Raw genomic sequence first — 18018 nt, 5'->3', positions numbered from 1 at the left:
AACGCCTGATGACGCGCTATGCTGGCGCCCCTGCTGCCCTTTCCTACCGATGGCACGCAACCTGCAGCGCCAGGCTCTCCAGACCCATATCACCCACAGAGGAGAGTCCCCATGGCAAAGCAGTCAGCAGGCAAAGGAAAGGGCGCCACGCCCCACGGCGGCCAGCCGCAAAACCCCTCGCACGGCACCGGCAGCAATGACGATGGCACCTATGAAAAGGCCGTGGCAGACCGCCTTGCCGGCAATCCGGGCCATGTGGGGTCGCCCAGCGTCGGCACGCTGGTTTCGAACGCAGGCAAGACGCTGACCACCAATTCGGGCCTGCAAATGCCCGAGGACGACAACTCGCTCAAGCTCGGCCTGCGCGGCCCGACGCTGCTGGAAGATTTCCATCTGCGTGAAAAGATTACGCACTTCGATCACGAACGGATTCCCGAGCGTGTGGTGCATGCGCGCGGTGCGGCGGCGCACGGCTACTTCGAGCTGACCGAGTCGCTGGAAGACGTCACCACGGCCGATATCTTCACGCGCGTGGGAGAGCAGACGCCGGTCTTCGTGCGCTTTTCCACCGTGGCCGGCTCGCGGGGTTCCGCCGATCTTGCACGCGATGTGCGCGGCTTTGCCACGAAGTTCTACACACGTCAGGGCAATTTCGATCTGGTGGGCAACAACATGCCCGTGTTCTTCATCCAGGATGGTATCAAGTTTCCGGACTTCGTCCACTCGGTGAAACCGGAACCGCATAACGAGATTCCGCAGGCCGCCTCCGCGCACGACACGTTCTGGGATTTCGTGTCGCTGCAGCCGGAATCGATGCACATGGTGCTGTGGACCATGTCGGGGCGCGCAATTCCCCGCAGTTTCCGCACGATGGAAGGCTTCGGCGTGCATACGTTCCGGCTGATCAATGCCAAGGGTGAAGCCACGTTGGTGAAGTACCACTGGAAGCCCGTGGCGGGCGCACATTCCCTGATCTGGGATGAAGCGCTGAAGATCAATGGCAAGGACCCGGACTTCCATCGGCGCGACATGTGGAACGCCATCGAGGCTGGCCAGTTCTTCGAGTGGGATCTTGGCGTGCAACTGGTGCCCGAGACCGAGATGCTCAAATTCGGCTTCGATCTGCAGGACCCGACGAAGATCATCCCCGAGGAACTGGTGCCGGTGCGCCGCATCGGGCGAATGGTGCTGAACCGCAATCCCGACAATTTCTTTGCCGAAACCGAGCAGGTAGCCTTCCACCCCGGCCACATCGTGCCGGGCATGGACTTCACGAACGATCCGCTGCTGCACGCGCGTCTGTTCTCGTACATCGACACGCAGATCACGCGCCTTGGCGGCCCGAACTTCCATGAGCTGCCGATCAACCGGCCGCTTTGCCCCGTGCATAACAACCAGCGCGACGGCTTCATGCGGCAGACCATCGTGCAGGGCAAGGAGAGCTACCAGCCCAACTCGGTGAGCGGCGGCTGTCCGTTCCTGGCCGGCGACGCTAACGCGTATCACCACTTCCCCGCACCCGCCGAGGATGGCGCGGTAAAGAACCGCATCCGCGCCCATACGTTTGCCGATCACTTCTCGCAAGCCAACCTGTTCTGGCGCAGCCAGTCGGATGTAGAGAAGAAGCAGATCATCGACGCCTACACGTTCGAACTGTCAAAGGTCTTCTCTCCCGACATCCGCGCACGTGTGGTGGGACAGATCGTACATATCGCGCCCGAACTCGCGCAGGGCGTGGCCGACAACCTTGGCATCGTCGTGGAACCGGTGGGAAATCCTCCGCCCATCGACGACTACGGCATCGACGCGTCGCCTGCGCTGAGTCTCGATTCGCAGCCCAAGGGCGATATCACGGGCCGCAACATCGCGGTACTGGTCAATGATGGCGTGGACGATGATGCCGTGGCGTCCCTGCAATCGCTCGGCACGGCGGCGCGCGCCAACGTCAAGATCGTGGGCCCTCGCGCGACGGGTGTCACGACGGCCAGCGGCGCCACGTTGCCGGTGGACTTTGCACTGGCGTCGGTGGGTTCGGTGCTGTTCGATGCGGTCTACGTGCCCGATGGCAAAAGCCCGCCCGCCGAGCCCGATCCCAACGCACTGCTGTTCATCAGCGAATCGTACAAGCACTACAAGCCTGTGGGTGCAGGCGGATCTGGCGGGGCGATGGTCTCTGAAGCCGCACGGCGTGTGGGCCTGGCCGGCGGCTTTGCCGGACCGGGCGTGGTGATTTCCCCGACGGAAGACCCCGCCATGCACCAGGATTTTCTCGATGCGGTGGGGCAACACCGCTGGTGGGATCGGCCCGACGCATTGAAGATCCCGGTGTGATGCTGCGATGAAAGGGCCGCGTGTCTGGAGAGCGTCGCTGTCATGACTGCTGCCAATATCGCTCCCTCTGACGCGGCCCGGCAGGATGCGACGGACATGAAGGCGATCGCGCATTTTCTCAAGCGAAATGCGCTGACGCTATCCACTGCAGAGTCTTGCACGGCGGGCCTGATTGCCTCACGCATTGCCGAAGTGCCCGGCTGCGGCGCGGTGCTTCGGCTCGCCATCGTCACTTACTCGCCCGATACGAAGACTGGCGTACTGCATGTGCCGCAGGAAACCATCGACCGGCACGGTCTGACCAGCGAGCCCGTGTCGCTGGCGATGGCGCGCGGCATGGCGGACTACACCGATGCCAGTCTGGTCATCGCCAATACCGGGGTGGCGGATGACGGCGCCGACGACGGCACGCCTCCCGGCACGCAGTGCTTTGCGTGGTGGTTCCGCCAGGGCGGCGCCGTGCCGCACGATATCGAGTTCAGCGAAACACGCCGCTTCGGCGGCGACCGCAATGCCATCCGCATCGCTGCCGCCAGCTATGCGCTATCGCGCGTGCAGCACTATCACGCGCTCGCCGTACGCCGATGACGTCCTACCCCACCGGGCATTTCGGATAAAAGCAGTAAAGATTGCCGTGCCGCCGTGGGAGCATTGCGGCGGCATGACATCCGCCACATACGCCGCCAAGCCTTGCGGGACGCGGCAATCGCGCCGCGCACGTTGCTGGCAGGGAACTTGCGGACGTGGGGCATATCCGCAACACGCTTCCTGGACCCGGATGCCCCCATGAATCCGCGCGAAACCCTCGACACCATCATCGACCAATGCGTCGATGCGAGCGGCATCCCGCTCCCCGGCAAAGGCGACACACTCGCCCGCTGGCAGTTACTGGCGACCATTGGCACGGAGTTCGGCGCCGTAGGCATCAAGCTCTTCGAGGCCCATGCCGATGCCCTCGCCATTCTGGCGGAAGTGGCCGATGTCACGCCGCCCTCGGCTACGCGCTGGGCGGTGTGGGCTGCAGAACCGCCCGATGCGAAAGTTCTCTGCAAGGTCTCTGTCGATACCGATACGCGTGCGCTCGCTGCGTCCACCCGCATGCGCAACGGTGAGCCGGTATTGCTCAATGGTCGCAAGGCGTGGTGCTCAGGCGCCAGCGGCGTGACGCATGCGCTGTTGACGTGCCATGACAGCGAAGGCGCATCGCGGCTCGCCGTGATCGACCTGCACGGACCCGGCGTGACAATCACCACCGATGGATGGCTCGCCGTGGGCATGGCGGCAACCTGCAGCGGCGATGTGTTGCTGGAGAACTGCCCTGCCCTCTGCATCGGCGGCGATCGTGCCTACCTGGACCGCCCAGGCTTCTGGCACGGCGGCGCTGGCATTGCGGCATGCTGGTATGGCGCGGTGTTGCCACTGGCCGATGCGGTTCGTCGTACCGTCAGCCAGCGCAAAGACCCACACGCTGCAGCACATCTCGGGGCTATCGATGGCGCGCTCGAGTCCGCCGCTGCACTGCTGCGCGAAACCGCCGCGTGGATCGACGCGCATCCTGCCGACAACGCCTTCGTGCCTGCCATGCGCCTGCGCACCGTGGTCGAGGCCGCTGCGCAAACGGTCTTGCACCGCGCGGGCCACGTGCTTGGCGCGGGCCCGTTGTGCCGCAATGGCCGGTTGGCCGCGCTCTATGCAGACCTGCCGGTCTTCCTGCGCCAAAGCCACGCCGAGCGCGACCTCGCAGCTTTAGGGCTTGCCGTGGCCGAACCCGTGACCGAGCCCGAAGCCCTTGACAGGTATCGGCTATGAACGCGACCACGAACTTCGACGCCATGTTCGAGCAGGCCGATCCGTGGGGATTCGAAACGCTCTGGTACGAAGCCCGCAAGCGCGACCTGCTGATGGCGGTCCTGCCCGAGAAGCATTACGGACGCGCGCTGGAGGCCGGCTGCGCCACGGGCCGGCTGACCGCCGAACTCGCCAAGCGTTGCGACGCGCTGCTGGCTGTCGACCTGGCCGAGCGCGCCGTGCGCCGCACGCAGGCGCGCATGGCTGCGCATCCGCATGTGAACGTGCGCCGCGCCACGCTGCCCGCCGACTGGCCGCCCGGTTCGTTCGACCTGATCGTGCTGAGCGAGATTGGCTACTTCTTCCAGCGCGACGACTGGCTGGCCACGGCGCGCCATGCGGGCGCCGCATTGAATCCGAACGGCACCATCGTGGCCTGCCACTGGCTGCGCCCCTTTGCCGAGCGCCAGATCGGCACGCGGCAGGTACACAGCGACGTGGCACGCCAGCCGGGCCTGCATCGCCACGTGCGGCATGTGGAACCGGACTTTGTACTCGAAGTCTGGTCACGCAATCCGCAGGCGCTACGGTTCAGGGAGCACACGCCATGATCGGCGTCGTGGTACCCGCGCATAACGAGGAAGATTGTCTCGCGGCATGCCTGACCGCACTGGGTGCGGCGGCGGGCCACCCGGGGCTGTTGGGCGAGCCGGTACTGGTAGTGGTTGTGCTGGACGACTGCACCGACGCATCTCATGCCGTAGTGCAGCGCCACGCCACGATGGGCGTGGCTTGCCTGGCCATCGCGGCCCGCAATGTCGGCGTGGCTCGCCATCACGGCGCCGAGCACCTGCTGGCGCTGAACGCCCGGTGGCTCGCATTCACCGATGCCGACACGTGCGTGGCACCAGACTGGCTGGTCGCCCAGCTCGCCCTGCGGGCGGACGCGGTGTGCGGTCTCGTCACTGTCAACGATTGGAGCCAGCAGCCCGGACACGTGCCCGCGCAGTTCGCCGCGCGCTACTGTCGTGAAGAGAATCACCGGCATATTCATGGCGCCAACCTCGGCATCTGCCCGCGCGCTTACGCCCGCGCAGGGGGCTTTCCGCCGCACGAGAGCAGCGAGGATGTGGCGCTGGTGCAGCGCCTGATCGCCATCAACGCGCAGATCGCATGGAGCACGCAGCCACAGGTGACCACCAGTGCGCGGCGCGAGGGTCGTGCACGCGGCGGCTTTGCCGACCATCTGGCGATGCTCTCCGCGCTACCCGTAGAAGGCGACGCAGGCGTGGTTGCCGCTTCTACACCGCACCGGTAAGAACGGCCGCCGGATTTGCAACGCCGGTCGGTGGCAGGTCGGCACGAACGTCTGGCATGCATCGTGCGATGCAGTCACGTCCGACCTCCCGTTTCCCCCACCAAGCCGAGCGCCAGCATGCCCCAGATCCCCGGACCATTGACCGTCATTTCCCCGCACCTCGATGACGCCGTGTTCAGTTGCGGCGGCCTGATCGCGGCGGCGGCAGACCCTGTGGTGGTCACGGTGCTCGCCGGCATTCCCGATGCAAAGCTTGAAGTACCCGAGTGGGATTGCGCGGCAGGTTTCGACAGCGTCTTGCATGCTGTCATGCATCGACGGCGCGAGGATGCGCGCGGGCTGGCCACGCTCGGCGCACGTCCCGAATGGCTCGATTTTCTCGACGGCCAGTATGGCCGGCCCTACACACCGGATCAGTTGCTCGGCGGCCTGGCGCGGACAGCAGCGCTGCAGCGTGGCGGCACGGTTGCCGTGCCGATGGGCCTGTTTCACAGCGACCACGTGCTGGTGGCCAACGCCTGCCTGCGCATGCACGCCATGGCGCAGGCGATGCACGCGGTGCACTCGGGTGGAGACGGCCAGGCCGATGCGGCACCCGTGCCGCCGCTCCAGTGGATTTTCTATGAGGAAGCCATCCATCGGCGCGTGCCTGGCGTCGTGCAGCGCCGGCTGCAGCACTGGCTGCAACAAGGGCTGCTTGCCACGCCAGTGACGTTTCCGCTCGCGCGTCACCACGTCATCAAGATGCGCGCGGTGGAAGCCTACGAAAGCCAGTTGCCATTGTTCAGCGCGGAACAGCTAGCGGACATCGGCGCGCCGGAACGGTATTGGACGCTGACGACGTAAACATTCTTTGCTCCCCTCTCCCATGAAATGGGAGAGGGGTTGGGGGAGAGGGCATGAGGCTCTGCTTGCCTAACGCATCGCAATTTGCCCCGCCGACCCTCTCCCCCGCCCCTCTCCCGCACGCGGGAGAGGGGAGAAAACCACGGGGAAAACCCAATCAACTCCGATTCAGCGTACGTTCGGGCGACGGCGTGTCCATTGCGTCCGAGCCACTGCGCTGCTGCACGCGAATACCGTTCTCAATATCCCGCACGCCTGACACCGACTCTACGATTTCCTCGATGGTCCACCGCTCATAGCGGTCTTCCACCGTGCCACCGAGCTTCACCACGCCAGCGGCCACTTCGACCGTGACCTCCGACACGTCGACGTCAGACTCCATGGCAAGCCGATCGCATACGTCGCCCAGCACACGGTCGTCCGGACGGTCGTAACCCTTCATGCCGCGCCACCCGCCTACGCTGGAGGAATGCACCGGTCGCGTGGGATGCGCACGATAACCGGGATCGCCGGGATAGAGCCGTTGTGCGCCGTTGTACGACTGGCCGCCGCTATCGCTATTGCCGAAATAGCCATTGCCGCCATAGCCATTGCCTCCATAGCGCGGATCGTTGTCGTTGTCGTCGTCGCTCTCGTCGTACCGCTGGGCGCTCCGATCACGACGGCCATCGTCGGCGCCAAAATCGAAAACATTCTTCAGGAATTCAAACATGGTGTGCTCCTTGCCATATGCCACAGGGGGCCCCAGATAGTCCCGCGCAAGATCCATGCCGCGAGGAAAAGCCTACTTCGGACGCGGCCGTTTCAACGCATCGCCTACCTCAGGCAACTTACCGTTGCGCCGCAGCACGACGGCCTGCGCCACGGCTGCGGCCACGTTCTCGACTTCGCGCTGCACATGGGTATCCGCATCCAGCGTGCGATGCGAGGTGGCATACGGTTCGTAATAGCCGATATAGCGGTCGAGTTGCGACGGCGCTCCGGCCTCGATCAGTCCCATCCATTGCAACCAGTCGCCAAGCGAACGGCGCACGCCTTCGATGCCCGCCACATCTCCATGCACGACGAGCCCGAATACGCGGCCATCGAGATGCTTGGGATAGTCCCATCCATCGAGTTCGAGTTGCTTCGCTTCCGCAACAGTCTTGCCATGCGTGCTGCTGGGGTCCGGATTCCCGCCATCGGCACAGACCAGCCGATCCATCATCAATTTGAGCGGACTCGTGGCCTGATACCAATACGTGGGCGTCACGATCATCACGCCATGCGCAGCCACCCAGCGCGGATAGATCTCGTTCATCCAGTCGTTGACCTGCCCCAGCGAATGGTTCGGATAGCAACTGCACGGCCAGTGGCAGAGGGGCATGGCCGTGGACACGCACCCCTTGCACGGGTGAATGTTCAAGTCCGGCTCCGAGGTCAGACGGCTGAGGTCGAGCGTATCGACCTGCATGCCCAGACCCTCCATGCGTGTGCGCGCCAGTTGGGCCATGCGCCACGACTTCGACATTTCTCCGGGACACGTGAAGTCGTTGCGCGACGCCGCCACGATCAGCAACACGCGCGATGGTGACTTGGCATCATCGTGTTCGCGCTGCGCGCGCTCGATGGCATTGCGTGTGTCGATCCATTCCACCGCAATCTCGTAGGCAGGATCGGCAGCACCCGCCCCTGCCCGGGTCGTCATCGGCGCCTTGCGGCTATCGCAGTAGGCCTGCCATGCGATCTCTTCCAGCCGATCGATGGCAGCATCTTCGGTGCGAAAAGCAGGATCGCCGAAGCGTGCGCGGAACCGCTTGCGAAAGACTTCGCGCGAGCACTTCTCGGTCACCTGTCCCTTGCGGATGTCGTGCGCTGCCGCAGCGACTTGTGGTTTCGTGGGTGTCATGTCATGAGGCGGCGTAAGAATTACCACCCGACCTTGCGCTGCGTTGTAGAAGCACCGACGCCAACCGGTATGGAGCCGGGTCGTCGACACGCCATTTCCATGGATGCAACGTTACGCGCAAGTTGCTTGCCAGCCCTGGGCACAGCCGGGCATGCCGGTTGCACGACAGCGGTTTCCCCCACCACTATCAGCAAGGAGTGCTTCCATGCAACCGATGACATCAGACCAGGGCGCCGGCATCGTCGGCACCGGCATAGGTGACGGCCCCGGCCCCGAGGTAATGGCCGCGTCAAGCCTCGACAGCACGAAAGTCTATTCGTCCGACGACGAACATGTTGGTGAAATCAAGGAGATCATGATCGACGTGCAGGCCGGCCGCGTGGCCTACGCCGTACTGACGACAGGCGGATTCCTGGGTATCGGCGACACGTTGCACGCCATCCCGTGGAGCGCGCTGGTCATGGATACCGACGCCAAATGCTTTCGCATCGGCCTGACCGCCGACCGCATCAAGGACGCGCCGGGATTCAACAAGGACAGTTGGCCATCGATGGCCGATCCGCAGTGGGGGGCTGCGGTGTACAAGTACTACGAGAGGGACCCGTATTGGACGGGGGCGGTTTTATGAGATGCCCCTCTTCCGTGTCCTGCTCCCCTCTCCCATGAAATGGGAGAGGGGTTGGGGGTGAGGGCATGACGTTGACATTGCGACGTGTCGGTGATTGCACCGCTGGCCCTCACCCCCAGCCCCTCTCCCGCAAGGCGGGAGAGGGGAGAAAAAAAACGCATGGCAGCGATACGGTCAGCCCTTCAAAAACCCCACCACCGCCTCGTTAAACCCATCCACCTGCTGCAGATTCGACAAATGTGCCGCGTACAACTCCACGTACTTCGCACCCGGAATCGTCTCGGCCAGGAACCGTCCATCCGCCGGAGGCGTGGGAATGTCGCCCGAACCTGCGATCACCAGCGTCGGCGCGGTGATGCTTGCAATCTCGCCACGCAGATCCGAATCCCGCACCGCGCGGCAGTTCGCTGCATAGCCCTTTGCGTCGGTCGCGCTCAACATGCCGCGCAACTGCGCAACCAGTTCAGGCTGTTCCGCCGCAAAATCCGGCGTGAGCCATTTGTCGACCACGGCGGCGGCAATCGAACCTACGCCATCGCGTTCCACTGCAGCGGCGCGATTCGTCCAGTTCTCGGGCGGGCCGATGTAAGCAGCGGTATTGCAGAGGATCAGCTTCTCAATCCGGTCAGCGTGATTCACGCCAAGCCACATACCCGTGATGCCACCCATCGACAGCCCACAGAAGTTCACGCGTTTCAGACCGAGATGGTCGATGAGTGCAATCACGTCGCCGCCAAGCTGTGCGATGGTGTACGGTCCTTCGGTCACTGACGACTTGCCGTGGCCCCGCGTGTCGTAGCGCAGTACGCGGAAGTGCTTCGACAGTTCGGCGATCTGCGGCTGCCACATCTCGAAGCTGGTACCCAGCGAGTTTGATAGCACCAGCACCGGCAGGCTTTCATCGCCATCGATCTGGTAGTGAATCTTGACGTCGGCAAGTTCGGCGAATGGCATGGCGTGTCTCCAATCAGTTCTGCGCAATGGCCGAGCCGTGCTGCGCCAGCGCGGTGACCTTCATTTCCATATACGGATACAGCGGCAGCCCGGTCAGGATCGTGTGCAGTTCATCGGCGTCCTTCACGTCGAAGATGCTGACGTTGGCATACAGCCCTGCCACGCGCCACAGGTGGCGCCACTTGCCATCGCGCTGCAGTTGCTGCGAGTACGCCTTCTCGTCGGCCTTGATCTTGTCGGCCACTTGCGGATCGAGCGATTGGGGGATACGGACAGTCATTTCGACCATGAACAGCATGGCGGTCTCCTTGTGAATGGTGGGATTCGATTCGATTGCGTCAGACCGTGGCAACCGGCGTCACGGGCGATCCCATGGCACCGGGCAGCCGCAGCGGCGGCGCCGACAGGAAGAAGTGGTGGCGACCCTCGGCATGCAGCCACGCCGCCAGGTCATGCAAATGCCAGAGTTCGCCGAGCGGCAGGCCGAGCTTGAACAGGCAGTGGTTGTGCAGCGGCAGCATCGCCACCGGGCCGCTATCGGCGGGCACTGCGCGTGCGGGATAGCGTTCGACGGCGTAGTTGTCCGCCGCGATGGCCGCGATGCCGCTATCGGTGATCCACTGCAGCAGCCGCTCGTCACGTCCGTCGAGCGCGCAGCAACTGTTGTGCAGCAGCGCTACGTCGGGCTGGCCCGCCATCTCCACGAGCATCTCGGCAAACCCGGTGCGCAGCACGAGGATGTCGCCCGGTTCCACCTTCACGCCGTCGGCATCGATTACCCGCATCAGGTCGGTGTAGCCGACCGTGCGGCATTCCCGACCATAGTGCCGCGCCAGATCCACCAGCACGCCGCGCGCCTGGATGCCATGCTGGGCGAAGGTCTCGATCCCGAGCGCCTCGGCATGGCTGTGGTCGTGCCCGCACGGATGCGCCGCGAAATGATCCGCTTCCGCATAGTCCACGGGGCCTACCACGTCGGTGTTGGGACGGAAACCGTTGTAGTAGACACGCTCCGCCACGCCATCGCCATCCGCATCGAACAGTGCGCCGACGTGGGCGAGCGAATCCCACTGCGTCGAGTACTGCATCGAGAGCAGCACCTGGTCGTCGCTCAGCACATCCAGTGCGCGCGGATCGACCTTGGCCAGGGGAAAGTTCACGTAGGCCACATCGTCGCGGAACGTGGGCCGCAGCACCGGCGGATGCCTACGCGGGTTGAGCACGTTGCCACCGGGCAGATCCAGCGGCAGTGACAGGCAAAACGTGCGGCCAGTGCGGATTTCCTGCGCGGCCGCGCGAACGCGTTCGGCAGTGATCAGGTTCAGCCGGCCGAGTTGGTCGTCATCGCCGAAGTCGCCCCAGTTGGCGCCTTCGGGCCGTCGCTTCCATCGCTTCATGAGTGGGGCTACCTTCAGATGTGGCGCACGCCGTCCAGGTAAGCCTTGCGCCAGCGCACGATGTTCACGTCGCGGAACAGTCCGACCTTGAAGAACGGATCGGCTTCGATGAAAGCCTGCGCGGCCTCGCGCGTGTCCACATCGACGATGTAGAGTCCGCCGCCGCCATCGCCGCCGTCATCGCTGAGCTTGGCACCGCATGCCAGCAGCAACGCCTTGTTCTCTTCCAGAAAGTCCAGGTGCGTGGGCCGGTTGGCCTGGCGCACGTGCTGGTGGTCGGGCTTGTCGAAGGTTTCGATCATGTACGGCATGCGATGTCTCCAGTCGGTTGGATAGCGGGTATGGCAGGTGCGGTCAGTGCGTCATGATGCCCCAGGCCAGCAGCGACACGATGTAGATCGCGCCCACCCAGAACATCATGATCACGGTGTAGCCCATCACGTCCTTGAGCTTGAGCTTCGAGAGCGCCAGCGCCGGCAGGATCCAGAACGGCTGCACCAGGTCATTCCACGCATTGCCGAGCATCACCGACATCGACGTCTGCGCCACCGAGCTGCCGATGGCCTTTGCCGCATCGATCATGAACGGACCCTGGATCACCCAGTGGCCGCCACCCGAAGGCGCGAAGAAGTTGATCACGAAGCTGCTCAGCAGACCCCAGAACGGCAACGTCTGCGGCGTGGCGATCTCGACGAACGCGCGCGAGATGGTATCCACCAGCCCCGAGCCTGCCATGACCGCCATGATGCCTGCGTAGAACGGATACTGCAGGATGATGCCCGAAATGGTCTTGATGCCTTCGTTCAGACGCGCCACGTAGTTGGCCGGCGTACCCAGCAACAGCACGCCGATAAACAGGATCAGGAAGTTGATCAGGTTCAGGTCCAGCGTTCCGCCCTGCACGAAGTACAGCACCGCGTAGGCCATGCCGCACAGGCCGATGACCAGGCTCAGCAGACGGCTGTTGTTCATGCGCGTGGCCAGCGTGTTCTCGATGCCCATGCTGTGGCCGCCACCGGAGGCGCCTTCCGATGCCATGTTTTCTTCGCGGATCTCGACCACGTCCTTGGCATCGCGCGGATGCAGCATGGCGTTGAGCAGCGGCAGCGTGATGATCACGGCCAGGCTCGTCAGCAGCATCGGCGCGGAGAAGATCGTGTCCTTCAGCGCGATGACACCCATCAGCTTTTCCATCGGGTGGCCCGGCGTGGAGATCAGCACCGGGATGCTGGCCGACAGGCCCAGCCCGTACATCGTGAAGCCGCTATAGGCCGACGCGATGATCAGCGGGTAATGCACGCCCTTGACCTTCACCGCCAGTTTGCGCGCGATGATGCCGCCCACCACCAGGCCGAAGCCCCAGTTCAGGTAGCTGCCGATACCGCCCACCAGCGTGGCGACGATGATTGCGCCGCGCGGCGTTGCCACGCGCGCCACGATGCTGTTCAGGAAGCGGTCCACCAGCGGCGCGGTGGCCAGCACGTAGCCCATGGCCAGAATCACGGCCATCTGCGTGGTGAACGAAAGCAGGTTCCAGAACCCCTTGCCCCAGTTGAGAATCACGGCGCTGGGGCCCTGCCCCTCGACGAGCATCGCCATCAGCATGCTGAGCAGCGTGAGGCCAATGGCGAATACAAACGGGTCCGGCAAATACCGGCGCATCAGTTCCGTAAAGAACCCGGCGACCTTGTTCAAGGCTTGTCTCCTGAAATCCGAAATGACCGCATATCGAACCAGCGTTCTATATGCGAACGTCTTCTACGTAAGCCGGCAGCGTATGACGCCGTCAGACGCAATGTCAAGGCAATGAAAGGATCGATTCAGACCGGCCGGCGCAATGGTTCGATGTTGCGGCGCAGCGCAAAGATTACAGGGTCGTCATCTTCCAGGGCGTACTGCAGCGCGGGTGGCGGGGAGATTTTGCATCGCACAAAACCGGTGCGGACGAAGGGAAAAGCTCGTCCGGTATCCGCACACTATGCGTGGCATTGAAAGGTTGCCACAGGGCGTCGACCTCCCGCTTGGATATCGCCACGGCGAAACCTTTGGCCGTAGTATCCGGCGTTGGCGTCGCTCGATGCCAGACCACCCAATCAAAAGGAGGCTGCGATGACCCGCGTTCGCGTTGAGGGATTCACCATTTCGCTCGACGGATATGGAGCAGGTCCGGATCAGGACATCGACAATCCGCTGGGTATTGGCGGGACGGATCTGCACCAGTGGCTGATCCCGACCCGCACGTTTCAGCAAGCCCTGTTCGGCAAGGACGGCGGCACGACGGGCGTCGACGATGATTTCGCCGCGCGCGGTTTCAGAAATATCGGCGCCTGGATTCTCGGCCGGAACATGTTCGGCCCCATCCGTGGCGAGTGGCCGGACATGAACTGGAAAGGCTGGTGGGGAGATCGTCCCCCCTATCAGGTTCCGGTCTTCATCCTGACGCACCATGCGCGCCCCGCCATCGACATGGAAGGCGGGACCACGTTCCACTTCGTCACGGGCGGCATTCACGAGGCACTCGACCGCGCACGCGAGGCTGCAGCGGGGAAGGACGTAAGAATCGGCGGTGGCGCGGCCACCATTCGGCAATATCTGCGCGAGGGTCTTATCGACGAGCTGCACATTGCCATCTCGCCTGTGCTCCTCGGTCGGGGGGAATCACTGTTCAAGGACCTCGACTTGCGGTCCCTGGGTTATGAATGCGTGGAATCTGTCGCATCGGAGAAGGCGACGCATGTGGTGCTGAGGCGCGGGGCCATGTAGGCAGTTAACGCCCACGGTCGGAGACCTGTCGCAGCAATCCAGTCACTCGACTTCGCCCTTCCGCAATTGTTCGAGCGAACGCGCAAGATGCTCGGCATTGGCCGGTGAGTTGAGCAAATAGATGGTCTCCGCCCAACTGGTGTATTGCTCTTCGGACATGACTACAGCATTGGGAGCCCCCCACCGGGTTATAAGAACCGCCTCCTGATTTTCGACCATCTGGTCGATCACAGCCTCAAGGCTGTTACACGCATCAGAGTAATGAATAGTACGCATGGTAAAACCCGAGAATTCGTTCCACCAGTTGTACAACGGCAGCAATTTATAACGCCATCCCAAAATCTTTAACTTGCCCAGGTTGCAATGCAGCACAAATAATGAATCGTTTGTGCCGCTTCTGACGCGCGCACTTTGCCGCCCCCTCCTGGAGACGTGACCCATGGGCCTTCCCGGCATCGTCATTGCCCTTGGGGCGATGATCTGGATGGCATTTCGTGGCTGGAGCATCCTGCTGATTGCCCCGGCGGCGGCGCTTCTGGCGGCGGCCACGGCGGGCCAGCCGCTGCTCGCCAACTGGACGCAGGTCTTCATGGGCAGCGCGGCCGGCTTCGTTGCGCAGTTCTTCCCGCTGTTCTTGCTGGGCGCGCTGTTCGGCAAGCTGATGGACGACAGCGGTTCCGTCACCGCGATTGCTGACTGGATGACGCGCACGCTTGGCCCCCGCCGCGCGATGCTGGCCGTGGTGCTGGCCGGTACGCTGCTGACCTACGGCGGTGTCAGTCTGTTCGTGGCGTTCTTCGTGCTCGCGCCGATGGCCCATGCGCTGTTCCGCGCCGCCGATATCCCCCATCGCCTGATGCCGGCGGCCATCGTGCTGGGTACGTCGACCTTTACGATGTCCGCGCTGCCGGGCACACCGGCCATCCAGAATGCGATCCCGATGCCGTTCTTCAGCACCACGCCCTTTGCCGCGCCTGGGCTCGGCATTGTGGCCAGCGCCATCATGCTGGCCTTCGGCATGTGGTGGCTCACGCGCTGCGAGGGCGCCGCGCGGCGTGCCGGTGAAGGCTATGGCGTGAGCACCGCGGATGCCCATGTGGACGAGGTAGCCGAGCGGCCCCTGATCCGGGAACGCGCCAGTACCGCGCGGGAATTCGATCCGGCCGAGACCTTGCACGGCCAGCGCAGCACCGAAGCACCTGGCATCGCGGTGGCGATGCTGCCGCTGGCCGTGGTCATTGGCGTGAACCTTGTTATGAGTCTGGGGGTATTGCCGCGAATCGACGCGGCCTATCTAGGGCTGCCTGAGTGGGGCGCCACAAGTCTGCAGGCCGTGGGCGGCGTGTGGTCGGTCATCGTCGCGCTGACCGCCGCCATCGTCTGTCTGGTGCTGCTGAACCTGCGCCGGCTGCCAGCACTGCGCGACTCCATGGGCGCGGGCGTACACGCTGCCGCACTGCCCGTGCTCAGCGTAGCCAGTCTGGTGGGATTCGGTTCGGTGGTGGCGGCCCTGCCCGGCTTCGCGCTGGTGCGCGACTGGGTGCTGTCGATCGAGGGCGGGCCGCTGGTCTCGCTGGCCGTGGCGACCAACGTGCTCTCGGCGCTGACGGGCTCGGCATCGGGCGGCCTCACCATCGCGCTCGACGCACTCGGCGGCACCTACCTGACCCGCGCGCTGGAAATCGGACTCGATCCCGCCGTGCTGCACCGGGTTGCCGTGATGAGCGCCGGCACGCTCGACACGCTGCCGCACAACGGCGCGGTGGTCACGCTGCTGGCCGTCTGCGGCGCTACCCATCGCCAAAGCTACGGCGGCATCGTGGTCGTCGGCATCATCGGACCGCTGCTGGCGCTGGCGGCCGTTATCGCGCTCGGCACGCTGGCGGGGTCGTTCTAACTCCGCCAGCGTATCGGACGATGGACCTTACGCCGACTGCACGCGATAGCGCTCCAGCCAGTGCGCGTACGGCGCAGGCAGCACCCACGACGGACGCTCCAGGCCCAGCTTCATCGCGGTCTGGTACGGCCAGTGCGGGTTCGCCAGCATGGCGCGACCCACCATCACCAGATCCATCTGACCGTCATCGACCACGCGATTGGCCGCCACGGGGTCATCGATGCCCCACGACGATGCCACCGGCAGGCCGGCTTCGCGACGCACGCGCTCGGACACCGGCGCCAGGAACGCCGATCCCCAGGGAATCTGCGCGTTCGGCGTGGAGAAGCCGACGCTGACATTGAGCATGTCGAGTCCGCCCTCGCGCATCGCACGCGTCAACTCGATGGCTTCGGCCAGCGTCTCTTCGTCACGGCCGTCGTACTCGATCACGCCGAAGCGCGCCGTCAGCGGCAGGTTGGCGGGCCACACTTCGCGCACGGCGGCCAGCGTTTCCAGCAGGAAGCGGCCACGGTTGGCAGCGTTGCCGCCATAGCCATCGGTCCGCGTATTGCCATGGACCGAGAAGAAGCTCTGCGCCAGATAGCCGTGCGCAAAATGCAGTTCGAGCCATTGGAAACCGGCATCACGGGCGCGGATTGCCGCAGCCACGAAATCGGCCTGTACGCGGTCGATGTCGGCCTGCGTCATCGCCTTGGGCATCTTGTTCAGGTTGGCACCGAACGGTACGGCCGACGGGGAAATCGTTTCCCAGCCGCGCGGATCATCCTCGGCAATATGGTCGTCGCCTTCCCACGGACGGTTGGCGCTGGCCTTGCGGCCCGCATGGGCGATCTGGATGCCGGGCACGGCACCGCCAGCCTTGATGGCTTCCGCGATGCGCGCCATGCCCACCGCCTGCTCGTCATTCCACAGGCCCGTGTCTCCCGGGGAAATGCGGCCCTCGGGGGAAACCGCCGTCGCCTCGACGATCACCAGCCCCGCACCCCCACGCGCCAGACCAGCGTAGTGGGAAAGATGCCAGTCCGTGGTGAAACCATCGACTGCGCTGTACTGGCACATCGGCGGCACGGCAATGCGGTTGCGCAGCGTGACATCCTTCAGCGTGAACGGAGTGAAAAGTGCAGGCGTAGTCATGATTGAAATCGGTTTCTGTTGCGATGCAGCGAATATAGTGGCGCGCGCCTATAATGAAAACCGCTTTCACGTTATCCCCTCGATAAGACTTTGTTATGTTGAATCCCCAATGGCTGCGGTCCTTCGCCATGCTGTCGCAATCCGGCAGTTTTACCGGCGCCGCGGACGAACTCGGATTGACCCAGGCCGCCGTCAGCCAGCACATCCGGCATCTGGAGGATGCGCTCGGTCCGCTGCTGATCCGTCGCCCCCGCGCGCTGGAACTCACGCCTGCTGGCAAGGCACTGCTCGAGTACTGTGCCGAGATGGAACGGGCCAACGAGCGCCTGCACGCCCGGCTGGCCGATGACGGCGAAGTCGGCACGGTCGGCCTGATCACGCCCGGCAGCATCGGCCTGTTTCTTTACCGCCGACTGCTCGACCTCCAGGGCCAAAACCCGGGACTGGTGATCCGCCACCGCTTCGCACCCGATGCCGAAGTGCTCGAAGCCGTGCTGAACAACCGCTTTGAAATCGGCCTGGTCATGCTCAAGCCCGACGATTCCCGCCTGACCGCCACCGCGTTCAGCGAGGAGCCGCTCGAACTCGTCTATCCGGCCGGCGAAAAGGTAGGCAGCTGGGAAGATCTGGCGCGAATGGGCTTCATGGATCATCCCGACGGCAAGGCCATGGCCAGCCGCCTGCTGAGCCGCCACTTCCCCGGCAACCCCGGCGTGCAGACGCTGCCGTGCCGGGGTTTCAGCAACCAGGTAGGCCTGATGCTCGAACCCGTGGCGCGCGGCTTCGGCTTCACCGTCATCCCGCGCTACGCGCGGCAGGCATTCGCGGATCAGAAAGCCATCGAAGTGGTGCAATGCGAAGTGCCCGTGGTGGACACGCTCTGGCTGATCCACCGCGCCGAATGGCCGCTGTCACCGCGTGCGGCGCGGGTGGTGGAGTATTTGAGGCGGCAGGTGAAGGCGGTTTGAGGGGGCGTTGCAGGAATCGCCAAGACACCCGCACCTCGCCCCGGTAGCCTTCCGCTCCAACCTCCACCAGTCCGCCCAAGATTCGCCGCCCCATGTCCCGCCC

The 18018-nt window shown here is 64.2% G+C and carries 19 protein-coding genes; 10 read left to right on the top strand and 9 right to left on the bottom strand.

Translation table 11 applies throughout. The annotated features are described in order from the left end of the window. The first annotated feature begins 111 nt into the window (after nt 1-111). From FFS21_RS25285 to FFS21_RS25260, 6 genes are all read left to right on the top strand, one after another. Nucleotides 112-2331 (top strand): catalase, encoded by a 2220-nt coding sequence (locus FFS21_RS25285; RefSeq protein WP_137927452.1) that lies wholly within the window; start codon nt 112-114, stop codon nt 2329-2331. A 42-nt stretch (nt 2332-2373) separates the two neighbouring features. Beyond that, nucleotides 2374-2919 carry a CinA family protein gene (locus tag FFS21_RS25280; protein ID WP_137927451.1) on the top strand — a complete coding sequence of 182 codons (546 nt, stop codon included), beginning with the start codon at nt 2374-2376 and terminating at the stop codon, nt 2917-2919. A gap of 198 nt (nt 2920-3117) precedes the next feature. Then, nucleotides 3118-4140: an acyl-CoA dehydrogenase family protein gene (locus FFS21_RS25275; RefSeq protein WP_137927450.1), complete on the top strand. Its 1023-nt coding sequence runs from the start codon at nt 3118-3120 to the stop codon at nt 4138-4140. After that, on the top strand, nt 4137-4730 hold the full coding sequence (locus FFS21_RS25270; protein WP_137927449.1) for a class I SAM-dependent DNA methyltransferase: 594 nt from the start codon (nt 4137-4139) through the stop codon (nt 4728-4730). The genes FFS21_RS25275 and FFS21_RS25270 overlap by 4 nt, the downstream gene beginning before the upstream one ends. Further along, nucleotides 4727-5437, top strand: coding sequence for a glycosyltransferase family 2 protein (locus FFS21_RS25265; protein WP_137927448.1), 711 nt, complete (start codon nt 4727-4729; stop codon nt 5435-5437). Before FFS21_RS25270 ends, FFS21_RS25265 begins: the two co-directional genes overlap by 4 nt. Before the next feature lie 117 nt (nt 5438-5554). Continuing rightward, nucleotides 5555-6283 carry a PIG-L family deacetylase gene (locus FFS21_RS25260; protein ID WP_137927447.1) on the top strand — a complete coding sequence of 243 codons (729 nt, stop codon included), beginning with the start codon at nt 5555-5557 and terminating at the stop codon, nt 6281-6283. A 157-nt stretch (nt 6284-6440) separates the two neighbouring features. Here the strand turns inward: FFS21_RS25260 and FFS21_RS25255 are convergent, their stop codons facing one another. Both FFS21_RS25255 and FFS21_RS25250 read right to left on the bottom strand, forming a co-directional pair. Then, nucleotides 6441-6995 (bottom strand): BON domain-containing protein, encoded by a 555-nt coding sequence (locus tag FFS21_RS25255; protein ID WP_171020489.1) that lies wholly within the window; start codon nt 6993-6995, stop codon nt 6441-6443. A 72-nt stretch (nt 6996-7067) separates the two neighbouring features. Continuing rightward, complete coding sequence (locus tag FFS21_RS25250) at nt 7068-8171, bottom strand: flavodoxin family protein (protein ID WP_137927445.1); 1104 nt, start codon at nt 8169-8171, stop codon at nt 7068-7070. A gap of 205 nt (nt 8172-8376) precedes the next feature. On the opposite strand from FFS21_RS25250, the gene FFS21_RS25245 reads away from it, so the two are divergent. After that, nucleotides 8377-8799: a PRC-barrel domain-containing protein gene (locus FFS21_RS25245; RefSeq protein ID WP_137927444.1), complete on the top strand. Its 423-nt coding sequence runs from the start codon at nt 8377-8379 to the stop codon at nt 8797-8799. A 174-nt stretch (nt 8800-8973) separates the two neighbouring features. Here the strand turns inward: FFS21_RS25245 and pcaD are convergent, their stop codons facing one another. The 5 genes from pcaD to FFS21_RS25220 are packed head-to-tail and all read right to left on the bottom strand — an operon-like array spanning nt 8974 to nt 12845. Beyond that, entirely contained in the window at nt 8974-9753 is a 780-nt protein-coding gene (pcaD, locus tag FFS21_RS25240) for a 3-oxoadipate enol-lactonase (RefSeq protein WP_137927443.1), read from the bottom strand. Nucleotides 9754-9766: 13 nt separating this feature from the next. Continuing rightward, nucleotides 9767-10051 (bottom strand): muconolactone Delta-isomerase, encoded by a 285-nt coding sequence (gene catC / locus FFS21_RS25235; RefSeq protein ID WP_137927442.1) that lies wholly within the window; start codon nt 10049-10051, stop codon nt 9767-9769. Between the two features lie 40 nt (nt 10052-10091). Further along, a complete protein-coding gene (locus FFS21_RS25230) occupies nt 10092-11150 on the bottom strand; it encodes a cyclase family protein (protein ID WP_137927441.1) in 1059 nt (352 codons plus the stop codon). A gap of 14 nt (nt 11151-11164) precedes the next feature. After that, nucleotides 11165-11461: a YciI family protein gene (locus FFS21_RS25225; protein ID WP_137927440.1), complete on the bottom strand. Its 297-nt coding sequence runs from the start codon at nt 11459-11461 to the stop codon at nt 11165-11167. 43 nt (nt 11462-11504) lie between these two features. Beyond that, nucleotides 11505-12845, bottom strand: coding sequence for a short-chain fatty acid transporter (locus FFS21_RS25220; protein ID WP_137927439.1), 1341 nt, complete (start codon nt 12843-12845; stop codon nt 11505-11507). A 414-nt stretch (nt 12846-13259) separates the two neighbouring features. Between FFS21_RS25220 and FFS21_RS25215 the strand changes: the two genes are divergently transcribed. Next, a complete protein-coding gene (locus FFS21_RS25215; RefSeq protein WP_137927468.1) occupies nt 13260-13913 on the top strand; it encodes a dihydrofolate reductase family protein in 654 nt (217 codons plus the stop codon). 42 nt (nt 13914-13955) lie between these two features. On the opposite strand, the gene FFS21_RS32805 is transcribed toward FFS21_RS25215, so the two are convergent. Continuing rightward, nucleotides 13956-14354 carry a type II toxin-antitoxin system Phd/YefM family antitoxin gene (locus tag FFS21_RS32805; RefSeq protein ID WP_346812549.1) on the bottom strand — a complete coding sequence of 133 codons (399 nt, stop codon included), beginning with the start codon at nt 14352-14354 and terminating at the stop codon, nt 13956-13958. On the opposite strand from FFS21_RS32805, the gene FFS21_RS25205 reads away from it, so the two are divergent. Next, a complete protein-coding gene (locus tag FFS21_RS25205; protein ID WP_137927438.1) occupies nt 14353-15810 on the top strand; it encodes a GntP family permease in 1458 nt (485 codons plus the stop codon). The genes FFS21_RS32805 and FFS21_RS25205 overlap by 2 nt on opposite strands. Before the next feature lie 27 nt (nt 15811-15837). Here the strand turns inward: FFS21_RS25205 and FFS21_RS25200 are convergent, their stop codons facing one another. Beyond that, complete coding sequence (locus FFS21_RS25200) at nt 15838-16947, bottom strand: NADH:flavin oxidoreductase/NADH oxidase (protein WP_137927437.1); 1110 nt, start codon at nt 16945-16947, stop codon at nt 15838-15840. A gap of 95 nt (nt 16948-17042) precedes the next feature. Between FFS21_RS25200 and FFS21_RS25195 the strand changes: the two genes are divergently transcribed. Next, nucleotides 17043-17915, top strand: coding sequence for a LysR family transcriptional regulator (locus FFS21_RS25195; protein ID WP_137927436.1), 873 nt, complete (start codon nt 17043-17045; stop codon nt 17913-17915). Nucleotides 17916-18018 lie beyond the last annotated feature (103 nt).

The sequence above is a fragment of the Cupriavidus sp. 2SB genome (assembly GCF_005503625.1).
GTDB lineage: Bacteria > Pseudomonadota > Gammaproteobacteria > Burkholderiales > Burkholderiaceae > Cupriavidus.
Note: the sequence above shows the minus strand (reverse complement) of the source record. Positions and strands in the feature narration are given on the sequence as shown.